Below are 10,901 nucleotides of genomic sequence, written 5' to 3' on the forward strand. Positions count from 1 at the left end.
TAGAAGGGCAAGCGCATTACCATAAACGCAGTCATCAGTTAGACATGTTATTAATCTGCATTATTTTAGTTAATGTAGTGGCAATTGTACTTGAATCTGTCCCTGTGATTTCGCAGCAATACGCACTAGAATTTTTAGTGTTAGAAATAGCTTCGGTTGCCATTTTTAGTATTGAATATATCGCACGGATCTGGGCGAGTGTTGATAAAAGTAAATACGCCAGCCTGCCCTGTTCAAATACAAAAAAGCGTTTACGTTATATGATTTCGCCATTAGCGATTATTGACTTAATTGCTATTTTACCTAGTTTAATGATGTTTATAACCCCACTCGATTTGCGCTTTTTACGTGTTCTTCGGTTATTACGGGTATTTAAACTCACACGATACTCACGCGCGATGCAACTCTTACTGCAAGCTTTTAAAGATGAAAGTAGCTCGATGTTAGCGGCCTTTTTTATTATGGCTGTCGTGCTTATTTTAGCGTCATGTGGTGTGTATTTACTTGAGCATAAAGTGCAACCAGAAAAGTTCGGCTCTATTCCAGCTGCCATGTGGTGGGCAATGGCAACACTAACAACTGTAGGGTATGGCGACGTAGTACCGATAACGGCTTTAGGTAAGTTATTTGGCGGTATTATTACATTAGTGAGTATGGGAATGGTCGCTATTCCTACAGGCTTACTCGCCTCTAGCTTTTCAGAACAAATTCGTAAACGCCGCCAAGCCTTTGCCGATGCTGTGCATCAAGAGATCCAACTCGGCACGCTTAATACACAACAGTACGAACAGTTAGAATTAATTCGTTGTAAGCTCGGCTTGAGTAAATTAGATGCCAATAAAGCAATTAAAGCGCAATTAAATGCCCGCAATAGTCACTTATTTTGTAAGCATTGCGGTCAGCGTCAAGATTAAACTCATTAGTGAAATACCTAAGCTTTATTAAATAGGTATTGCCAATCACGCTCTATTAACTTAGGCACTGAGCTACTTTCCATGGCTCGACTAAACAAGTAGCCTTGATAATACTGACACCCTAAAGCATTTAAAAATTGCAGTTGCTGTGTACTTTCTATGCCCTCAGCAATACATTGCTTATTTAAGCTCTGCGCTAACCCTAATGTCGATTTAATGATCGTTTCATCATCTAAATCGATACCGATATTTTGCACAAAACTGCGGTCAATTTTAATCGCATCAATAGGAAACTGCTTTAAATAAGTAAGTGAAGCATAGCCTGTACCAAAGTCATCCATATATAAATTACAGCCTAATTGCTTAAGCGCTTGCATGCTTTTTAATGCATGTGTAGAGCTACTAATAAGGACCGATTCTGTTATTTCAAATACGCATGCGCTTGCGGGTACTTCAGCATCAATGAGTGCGGTTTCGATTTCTGTAACCAAGTTTTCAAGTTCAAAATCAAGAGCCGATAAATTAATAGATAAATACAACTGCGGGTTTATTTCTCGCCACTGCTTTAACTCCCCTAATGCCCGAGAGAGAGTCTGTAGCATAATTTTAGTTATTAACCCCATTTTTTCTGCAACCAGTGAAAACTCTTGCGTTTTTACGCGGGTATTATCAGGCCAGCGCAATAGCACCTCAAACCCAACCGTTTTAAAATTAGCAGCACTGACAATAGGTTGATAATGATTACAAAACGCATGTGTTTGGTACGCTTTAGTTATCTCGCGTTCTAAATATAAGCTATGTTGTAATTCATAATTCATTTGCTGTTTATAAAACTGATAACTCCCCTCAGTTGTTAAATTAGCATGGTATAAAGCAATATTAGCAGCCTTAAAAAGGCTATCGCTATACACGGCGTCATCGGGATAAAGTGCCACGCCAATATTTAAATTAACGTTCACGACTTGGTTATTCACATTAATATTTTTGTTCGCGGTAGCGAGTAGTTCGTTGCACAATGCAGTTAATACTTGCTCTTGTGCCACATTCTCAACTAGCACCACAAATTCAGCAGCACTGAGGTGCGCTAAGCTAATATCATCGCTTAAACAGTGACTGATACGCTGCGCTACCACTTTAATTAGTTCATTTGCACTGTCGTGCCCGATTGAATCATTAAAGTACTTAAAGCGTTTAATATTAATATGCATTAGCGCGACTTGCGTTTGCTGGGTATTCGCTTTATTTAAAGCTTGCTCAACTTGCTCATTAAATAATGTCCGGGTGGGTAGCCCCGTTAAAGCATTGTAGTTAACCACCTTATAAAGTGCATTTTCGGCTAATTTTTGACTATGTATATCTGTTAAAATAATGACATAGCTGCTGAGTCGCTGTTGGCTATCAGCAATCGCGCTAATCTTTACTAGCACATGACGTTTTTCGTTATTTGCTAACGTTACAATATCTTCACAGCTATAGTGCTCATTCACTTTTAATTTTTTTATTAGTCTTAAGTAATCAATACGATGACACCTTGCAATACCTAACTTTAATGAACGGCTAGAACGCGGCTCTCTAGTAAAATTAAATGCCTGCTGTAACGATTTATTAGAGGTGCGAATGTATAAATTCTTATCTAAAATAAACACCCAATCTCTCGTTTGCTCAAATGCGGCAGTGTATAACCTTGCATGCTCTTCATAGACCATTTCTCGGGTCATATTGGTATAAGTACCCGCCACTTTTTGTGGTACTTTTTGATCCCACAGCACGACTTTGCCAAAATCTTTATACCAGCACCAATACCCTTTTTTATGGCGCAGTCGGTATGTACAATTAAAGTAACCTTTATCTGTCGCTAAAAACTCTAGCCACTCTAATCGAAACATCGCTCTATCTTGTGGATGAATATGAGATAAGTAATCATCTAAGTTAACACTTTCGTCTTCATAACCTAATTCGCTAACTAACCTTGGCTGGTAAATATTAACGTCGCTTGATTGCCAATCCCATACCCCAGACTCGCTGCCTTCAAGCGCAAGCTTTAATCGTGCTTCGCTTTCTTTACTTTCTTTGTGAGCGGCCATTAATATGCGTTGAATTTTATTACGACGTATAACCCACACGGCCACTAATGCAACAATTAACGCTGCATAAAGCACCATAAAATAAGGGGCTCGCCATAATGGGTAATTAACTTTAATTTTTAATGTCGCTGGCGGTGTATAGCTTCCTGTAAATGGATCTTTAGCCCATACCTTCAATTGATAAGTCCCTGGGCTTAATTTAGGAAATAACACGCGATTATTATTGTGAGTGAACGTTTTTTTACCGCTATCTAATTGATATTCATAAATAATGCGTTCTTGTTGACTAAACGCCATTGCTGAAAATGCGACTTCTAAGCCAATATCATCATGATTTAACTCTATTTCATTAAGAGGTTGTTTTAAATCAACCATTAACTCACGTGACATTAAACTAACACGCGTAATGTTTACCCGGTCGATTAACGCTTTTTGGTAGTTGTTTTTTTCAGGATCAAAGTAGGTAAAACCTTTTAAACCGCCATAAGCAATTGTACCATCGTTAAACTTTGCAACAGCATTGCTATTAAATTCAGCGGATAATACACCTTGAGACGAAGTAAATTGCTGGAAATGTAAGGTATCAGGGTTTAATCGCCAAATTCCTTTATGGCTACTCATCCAAATCATCTCATTGTCATCACGCACCATATCGTAAAGTAAGGTCCCTAACTTATTCTTTTCGATATCAATAGTGTGCACTAACTCAAAGCTGGTTGCATCTAATCCTATTAAGCCAAAATTAGATAATGAAAGCCACAAAATATTATTTTTATCAACGATATACGACAGTACATTAATAGCAATATTTTCGTGTTGCTCAGGTACTGTGTATATTTTTTTTAAACTCAATGTTTGCGGGTTTACGTGATACAAAATACCCGCACTGTAAAATAATGGCCAATCGGGTTCATTAGAAATTGGGGGTAAAAAGCCATACACCATAAAAGGGTCAAACTTGGCAAACTCGCCGCCTAACTTCGTTAAGTTTTGGCTATCTATATCATAAGAAAATATGCCATATTCGGCATGAGCATAATATAAAATACCATTAATTAACTGCGCACCATGCACTCTGCCAACAAGTTTTTTTTGATTATCGGGGTCCCTCGTTAATGCGTGAGATATTTTGTGCGTATCGGGGTCAAACACCAATAAACCTAAATTTGTTAGCAGCCAAAATTGGTTTTTATAAGGCATAATTGAAAAAACACTAAACTCTTTAGTTAACGAATCAATACTATAGTTTTTTAAGTAAATATTACTTTTACCCGTTGCTAAATCAATTTCGGTTAAACCATTATGGGTACCTAACCACACCTTATCCTGATATTGTTTAATGCTCCAAATTGAAGAGTGAGATAAGCCTGCGCCACTTAATTTAGAACCATTTACATTATTAAAATTGTAATGTTTTTTTGGTAAATAAAACGCGCCATCACTTTTAGTTGCCAGCCATCGCCCCCCTGTTTTATCTTGTACCATATCAATGATGCTAGTATCAGTTAGGGTATATTTACTTTTATTTAATTCGGTATTTTTTATTAAATCATAATGAGTTAAGTCAAACTTAAAAAGGCCTTTGTCGGTTGCTAAATCAACATGCCCTTGATCATAGCTAATACTCCAAATATTAAGATCAGGTAATAATGTTTTACTATTAAACGCCTGATCAGGGTGCTCAAACAAGGTTGATAAATTACTAATATCAACGCTATAAAGCCCCCTTACAGCCCCCACCAAAAGTTGATTGTTTTGAGCAAGCGCAAACGACTTAATATTATTTTGATAAGCGTGCTCAATCCCTTGTGGTAAATGCTCTAAGGCTCTAATTTGCTCTGTGGCAATATGATAAACATAAGCCCCTTTACTTGAACCTATAAAAATAAAACCATTGTAATGAAATAAGGTCCGTACGAGAGCATGATCTTTTTCACTAGGCAAAACAAAAATAGAGGTAATTTTTCCTGAGGCAATATCTAATTTAGCAAAGTCTCTACCACGGCCTAACCACATGGTCTTCTTATCAATAGAGAGCATACTAAACACCGACTCATTAATAATTTGCTCTTCGCTGGTCGGTTTTGATAAAAATTGTTTATAGCTGTCGGTTGCAGGATCGTAACGAAACAAACCCGCGAGTAATGATGCTATCCAAATCTGTCCTTCACTATCTTGATAAATAGTATCAATAATCGTCTCTTCAAGTTCACCATTAGGTCCTGTTATTGGTAAAACCTGGTATCCATCATAACGATTCAATCCCCCCTCGGTAGACAACCACAAATAGCCATTGTTATCGATTAATAAGGTATTAACGTAGCTTTGTGTTAACCCTTCATTAGGAGATAAGCGCTTAACTTCGGCATTAATAGAGAGGCTCATAAAAAGGAGAAATACGGTGAAAAAAAGCACCATGTTCATCTTGTTGCTCATAACAGCTCCCTTGCTGAAAATAGCTTATTTAAATTGCAGCGCTCGAATATCTCGATGACTATATATATTGAATAATGCGTTTAATGCTGGAGTATATGTTAACACTTGGTTAAATCCAAGTTCAGTGTAAAAATGAATAAGCGGTGTATATGCAAAGGTATAAATTACGTCGCTATAATGAAGGAGTACGCTGCTAAGCAGTTTTTTGGCTAGTCCTTGTAAGCGATAATCGGGGGCAACAAAGACTGTTGATAGAAATAGAAAATCTGATTTATTTTGGATTCTGCAAGCCGCGACTATTTCAAAATTATGATAAACGACCCACACATCATCGTGTTTTTTTGCTCGACCTCTGACGCTATAATTCGCATAGAACTTGTTTACTAAAGGTATTTTAACCTGTGCTAAGCACGTTATGCTAACATCCATTTAACTTAGCATTAACGCTAAATACTGTTCAAACTTTTGTTTTAAAATAGCCTGCTCTGCAACGGGGCGCGCATGAATAGTGTTATAAGCATGCTCACGATTAATTTTCCCTCGTTTAATTTGATAAGCCCAAAATGAGGCTTCGTAATCTAATTGAATTTGATATTTTTCTTCTCTAGGCAAGTTACATAAATTAAAGCTCATACAGTTCCCCTATAAATAAAAATAAATTATACCATTTTAACTTTATTTAAAAATCAAAATCTTGTTGTTTAGGGATGCCGATTACCGGCATAGATTTTTGTTTTTTCAATAAATAACGCTTATAGCGTTGCTGGCACAAACTCAAAATTTTTTTCTTTTCATTATTACTGAAATTGTTCCAGCCAAAGCGCTCCTCTCTACTGCGATAACAGCCCTTACAATAGCCTCGGTTATTTACCTGACAAATACTTTTACAAGGGCTAGGAATTTCAAATATTTCTATTTGTTGCATTATTTTGCATCAATTTATAAACATAAATTAGAGTATAACGCCATTTTTGACTAAAAAAAAAGCAACAATAAAATTGCTGCTTTTTAAAACTAATGCACGTAGTTAACTTTCAAGGTTTTCTTGAGTCACTTCGCTTTTACGCTCAAAGGGTTTAGCGTACATAGCTAACACGATAGGGCGCAGCTCTTGTGGCACATTTTCTAATCGCTGCTCAAAAGTAAGCGTATCAGGCTCATCAATCACAGCATGCTTACATCCCCCGGCAATATAGTTCCCTGGGTGTAAATAAAACGAATCAATGATTTGGTTATCTATCACTTTAGCTAATTCATCAGCATCTTCACAATGTTCGGTTATAGGTTCACCAAATGCTAAATGTACATGGCCTTTATCAGCACTAAAACCCTCAACGATACTGGCAATATCCTCACCTTCTGATTTCACATACTCACCATGATGCTCTTTGTGATAAAGCTCTTTGGCTTTAGCGATGGCACAAGGTTCATATTGATAAGAAATAGACACAGGTACTATTTTTAATTCTTTAACATAGTCTGAAAATACTTTTTTTTGCTTTCGACCATTCAGCTGTAACATTTTTAATAACGCAGGGTCTGTTTGATCAACACCATCTTTGGCGCGACCTTCTTTTTGTGCAATCCAAATTGAGTGACCGCCCGTTAACGAATCATAAATATATCCAGATAACTGCGTTAATGCTTTAAGCATTTCTTTAGGGGCTTTTGCTGAGCGCTTAACAATAAAACTTTTATTTAAACGCATAAGCTCTGTTATGTAAGGTATTTGAAGTAAGTTATCACCGATAGCAATACGGACGGTTTTCATATTATTTTGAAACAACCCCCAATTAACTAAAGCTGGGTCGAGTACGATATCTCTGTGGTTAGAAATAAATAAATAAGCTTGCTCAGGGTCTAACTGATCAAGTCCAGAGAACGTTACTTTAGAGGTCGTACGTTTTACTAATTTATTTAAATACTCAGCAACTTCTTGCTGTACCTGCTCTACTGTCGTCACTTGTCCCCATTTTTTTCGTAACTGTCTTTTAACCAAGGTACGACAAATAAAAGGAATGGCAGATAAAAACTTCGGTAAGTTATATTTAGCAATAACATCAATAAATGCATTATCGTTTATTAACCGCTCTAACGAAGCAGCCACTTCGTCGTCATTATACGGTCTAATGTCTGCGTACTTATCTTCTATTTTACTCATGTTTGCATCTATAAAGTTAAAAAACGGCACGTTAAATAACGTACCGTAATTTAGGGGTTATAATTTAGCTGGATTTACCAACCAATATTTAATTAGACGTTACGTAAATTTTATTAGTAACCCATTTGAACATTAAACGCAGCATTAGCGCAACTAACACCACACCACAAATTAAGCTCAACCAGTGCGGCAGAATATCATGTTCTTGTTGTAAAAGTGGGCTGACCACAAACCCAAACTCTGCAACTAAATAATCAGTTAAAAAGCCAAATAAAACCGCAACGCCAATTACACCTATTAAATAAGCCGCAACCGCACGACGCCCTAACTCTTTTGCTACCACCCCTAATGTTGCTATATTTGTAGCCGGTCCCGCGAGCATAAATACCAATACAGCGCCTGGAGAGACCCCACTCATTAACAACCCTGCGGCAATAGGCGTTGAAGCGGTGGCGCAAATATACATAGGAATACTGACAACAATCACCATAATCATTGCTAACACCCCACTGCCCCACTGCGTTAAAAAATGCGCTGGCACATAAGTTTGTACTAAGGCCGCAAAAAATAACCCAATTAATAACCATGTCATCGTATCTTCTAATAGCTTATTACAACTAAACGATACGGCCGATTTAAGCTTATGCCACACTGAGATTTTTTTTACTGGCTGCGCTGATGAAGAACAGCATGAAGCGTCTAAAGCTGGCTTTTTAGGCGCACAACACGATGCATGTTCTTCTGCTTTTAGTTTTTCAGTATCACAACACACTTCTTTTGCGACTACTTGATGCGAAGTGCAACATGATGACTCACTCTTTGGCGTATTTTCATCGTTAGCTCGCGTCTGTTTATCTTCACGCCCAACAAGCAACCCTGCCACAACCGCGCTAATAACAGCCGCTATAGGACGAATAATTGCCATAAATGGGCCCAGTAACACATACGATACTGATACCGAATCAACCCCAGTTTCGGGTGTAGACACCAAAAATGCAGTGGTCGCACTTTTAGATGCCCCCGCTCTGCGTAAACCAATAGCGGCAGGAATAACACCACACGAACAAAGCGGAAGAGGCGCCCCAATTAAGGCGGCTTTAATTGTTGTCCAAAAACCTTCTTTTCCTAAATGTTTGTTTAGAAAGTCTGTTGGTAAATAAACATTTAATATTCCCGCAATGAGCAAACCAAGCATTAGCCACGGAGCTGATAACAAAAACAACTGCCAAAAATTATAAATAAGTTCCATCAACATCCTCCAAAACACTTAAAATAGAGCAACTTTGTGCAGGTCGCTCTGAACCACAACATTGCTCGGCTAATATAGATAGCGAATCGTGAAAAAGTTGTAATTCGTTAATTCGCTGTGCTACAAGATCACGCTTTTGCAATGTAATTGCTTTTACTTGTGCACACGAATGTAATGATTTTTCAAACCGAATTAATAACAACTCTTTAATTTCTGTTAAGCTAAAGCCTACATTTTTAGCGCGTAAAATAAATTGCATTAACTTTAAATCATCATCGCTATATATTCGATAACCTGATGCATTACGTTTAGTTGCCGTTAACAAACCCTGTTTTTCGTAGTACCTTAGCGTATCATTAGAAATACCTAGCAGGTGTGATAATTCACCTATTTTCATATTAAATTTCACTTTAATTATAATGAATGACATAAGTATAAACCTTAGAGTAAGCACCAAGGTCAATATTTTTATTTAATTTTTTAGGAAAACCATGAACATTACTATTCTTGATAATGCGACATTGGCACAATCATCGCTTTCTGCTATTTCAGCGTGCGGTGAATTAACTATATATGAGCACACTTCTTTTGAGCAGGTTGTTGAGCACAGCAAAAATGCGAACATCCTATTAACTAACAAAGTGGTATTAAATCGCGAAACACTCAGTCAACTGACGCAATTAAAACTTATCTGTGTTTGTGCAACGGGTACCAATAATATTGATTTAAATGCAGCAAAAGAACTCGGGATTGCAGTGACCAATGTGGCGGGCTATTCAACAGCCTCCGTTGTACAACATACTTTCTCTCTCATCACTAATTTACTAGGCAATACACACCGTTACCAACAAGACAGCCAACAGGGTTTATGGCAAAAAAGCGCAATGTTTTGTCGTCTCGATTATTCAATTAATGATATGCAAAATAAGAATTTTGTTATTATTGGTGGAGGCACCCTAGGACAAGGCGTTGAACAGGTGGCAAAAGCGTTTGGTGCAAATGTCATACTCGCAGAGAGAAAAGGCGCTGTTTGTCGTGCTGAGCGAACTCCATTTGATGAAGCTATCGCCATGGCCGATATCATCAGCATACACTGCCCATTAACTGCCGACACACAAGATTTAATTACTTTAAACGAAATGAATACCATGCGAAGTAATTGCATTATTATAAATACCGCCCGAGGAGGTATTATTAATGAACACGATTTAACCAAAGCCCTTGAAAAAAACATCATTGCTGGAGCCGGTATTGATGTTTTAACAGCAGAACCCGCACAAGCGAATAACCCACTTGCTAATTACCACGGTGACAATTTATTACTAACGCCGCATATCGCATGGGCAAGTACAGAGTCTATCGCGCGTTTAATAAATGAAGTTAGCTTAAACATTAAAGCATTCATGCAAAGCCAACAACGAAATCGTGTTGTGTAACCTAAGTAAATAGACCTAAATTTGGTCATTTTCACCAAAAAATTAAAGGGCGCAAAAACACCACGGCCACACAAAAAGTAAGCCATTGATTTATAATGATTATTATTCTGGCCTACGGTTTGCTTATTCTTATATAAAGTCACTGTATTTATTTATTAGTACAGTGACACTCATAACCATTAATAATTATTATGTAGGGATAATATGAAAAAATTACTTTTAATTGCTGCACTTAGTACCGTATTTTTAAACGGCTGTGTCATTGCTGTATCTGATGGCGAGGCTGAAACTCATTGGGCAACCGGTAAGCATGATAGCTGGCAAGAACACCATAAATTCAACCGTGAAGCCATTGCTAACTTACCATTAAAATATCAGTACCAAGATGTATTAGCTCAATTAAAAACGCCTGACTTTACTGATTTATTGCTCAAAGATGGGAATACTTATCAGGTACTTTATTATGCTACAAATAGCATTCATTCCGATGGTAAAACATCGAAAGACGAATGTACCCCATTAGTATTTAAAAATAATGAATTAATTGGCGTCGGTGACATTGCCTTAAAGGCGCTAGTAGATTAACTAGGTAACTAAATACCACCAAGTGCTATGTTGAGC

At 37.4% G+C, this 10,901-nt stretch carries 10 protein-coding genes; 3 read left to right on the forward strand and 7 right to left on the reverse strand.

What is annotated here, in order from left to right:
- Positions 1-44: 44 nt before the first annotated feature.
- Positions 45-914 carry an ion transporter gene (locus tag J8L70_RS06380; protein WP_211054824.1) on the forward strand — a complete coding sequence of 290 codons (870 nt, stop codon included), beginning with the start codon at positions 45-47 and terminating at the stop codon, positions 912-914.
- Between the two features lie 17 nt (positions 915-931).
- Here the strand turns inward: J8L70_RS06380 and J8L70_RS06385 are convergent, their stop codons facing one another.
- From J8L70_RS06385 to zntR, 7 genes are all read right to left on the reverse strand, one after another.
- A complete protein-coding gene (locus J8L70_RS06385; RefSeq protein ID WP_211054707.1) occupies positions 932-5,434 on the reverse strand; it encodes an EAL domain-containing protein in 4,503 nt (1,500 codons plus the stop codon).
- Positions 5,435-5,458: 24 nt separating this feature from the next.
- The gene (locus J8L70_RS06390; RefSeq protein ID WP_211054708.1) at positions 5,459-5,863 is read right to left on the reverse strand and encodes a GNAT family N-acetyltransferase; all 405 of its coding nucleotides are present in this window, start codon (positions 5,861-5,863) and stop codon (positions 5,459-5,461) included.
- Positions 5,864-6,067 (reverse strand): DUF3283 family protein, encoded by a 204-nt coding sequence (locus tag J8L70_RS06395; protein WP_211054709.1) that lies wholly within the window; start codon positions 6,065-6,067, stop codon positions 5,864-5,866.
- Between the two features lie 46 nt (positions 6,068-6,113).
- Positions 6,114-6,359, reverse strand: coding sequence for a DUF1289 domain-containing protein (locus tag J8L70_RS06400; protein ID WP_211054710.1), 246 nt, complete (start codon positions 6,357-6,359; stop codon positions 6,114-6,116).
- A 102-nt stretch (positions 6,360-6,461) separates the two neighbouring features.
- The gene (locus J8L70_RS06405) at positions 6,462-7,595 is read right to left on the reverse strand and encodes a 1-acyl-sn-glycerol-3-phosphate acyltransferase (RefSeq protein ID WP_211054711.1); all 1,134 of its coding nucleotides are present in this window, start codon (positions 7,593-7,595) and stop codon (positions 6,462-6,464) included.
- 88 nt (positions 7,596-7,683) lie between these two features.
- Positions 7,684-8,844 (reverse strand): SO_0444 family Cu/Zn efflux transporter, encoded by a 1,161-nt coding sequence (locus J8L70_RS06410; RefSeq protein ID WP_211054712.1) that lies wholly within the window; start codon positions 8,842-8,844, stop codon positions 7,684-7,686.
- Positions 8,828-9,241: a Zn(2+)-responsive transcriptional regulator gene (gene zntR / locus J8L70_RS06415; RefSeq protein WP_211054825.1), complete on the reverse strand. Its 414-nt coding sequence runs from the start codon at positions 9,239-9,241 to the stop codon at positions 8,828-8,830. The genes J8L70_RS06410 and zntR overlap by 17 nt, the downstream gene beginning before the upstream one ends.
- 94 nt (positions 9,242-9,335) lie before the next feature.
- Here zntR and J8L70_RS06420 point away from each other — a divergent pair, with 94 nt between their 5' ends.
- Both J8L70_RS06420 and J8L70_RS06425 read left to right on the forward strand, forming a co-directional pair.
- On the forward strand, positions 9,336-10,280 hold the full coding sequence (locus J8L70_RS06420) for a D-2-hydroxyacid dehydrogenase (protein WP_211054713.1): 945 nt from the start codon (positions 9,336-9,338) through the stop codon (positions 10,278-10,280).
- A gap of 204 nt (positions 10,281-10,484) precedes the next feature.
- The gene (locus J8L70_RS06425; RefSeq protein ID WP_211054714.1) at positions 10,485-10,865 is read left to right on the forward strand and encodes a DUF3192 domain-containing protein; all 381 of its coding nucleotides are present in this window, start codon (positions 10,485-10,487) and stop codon (positions 10,863-10,865) included.
- The last annotated feature ends 36 nt before the right edge of the window (positions 10,866-10,901 follow it).

Origin of the sequence: Pseudoalteromonas sp. MMG010, from assembly GCF_018100905.1 — a bacterium.
Classification (GTDB): Bacteria; Pseudomonadota; Gammaproteobacteria; order Enterobacterales; family Alteromonadaceae; genus Pseudoalteromonas.

What these genes read in the sequence shown, in the direction of transcription:
- J8L70_RS06380 (WP_211054824.1), top strand. Translation starts at nt 45, where the DNA reads ATGTTATTAATCTGCATTATTTTAGTTAATGTAGTGGCAATTGTACTT.
- J8L70_RS06395 (WP_211054709.1), bottom strand. Translation starts at nt 6,067, where the DNA reads ATGAGCTTTAATTTATGTAACTTGCCTAGAGAAGAAAAATATCAAATT.
- J8L70_RS06405 (WP_211054711.1), bottom strand. Translation starts at nt 7,595, where the DNA reads ATGAGTAAAATAGAAGATAAGTACGCAGACATTAGACCGTATAATGAC.
- J8L70_RS06425 (WP_211054714.1), top strand. Translation starts at nt 10,485, where the DNA reads ATGAAAAAATTACTTTTAATTGCTGCACTTAGTACCGTATTTTTAAAC.
- J8L70_RS06390 (WP_211054708.1), bottom strand. Translation starts at nt 5,863, where the DNA reads ATGGATGTTAGCATAACGTGCTTAGCACAGGTTAAAATACCTTTAGTA.
- zntR (WP_211054825.1), bottom strand. Translation starts at nt 9,241, where the DNA reads ATGAAAATAGGTGAATTATCACACCTGCTAGGTATTTCTAATGATACG.
- J8L70_RS06400 (WP_211054710.1), bottom strand. Translation starts at nt 6,359, where the DNA reads ATGCAACAAATAGAAATATTTGAAATTCCTAGCCCTTGTAAAAGTATT.
- J8L70_RS06385 (WP_211054707.1), bottom strand. Translation starts at nt 5,434, where the DNA reads ATGAGCAACAAGATGAACATGGTGCTTTTTTTCACCGTATTTCTCCTT.
- J8L70_RS06410 (WP_211054712.1), bottom strand. Translation starts at nt 8,844, where the DNA reads ATGGAACTTATTTATAATTTTTGGCAGTTGTTTTTGTTATCAGCTCCG.
- J8L70_RS06420 (WP_211054713.1), top strand. Translation starts at nt 9,336, where the DNA reads ATGAACATTACTATTCTTGATAATGCGACATTGGCACAATCATCGCTT.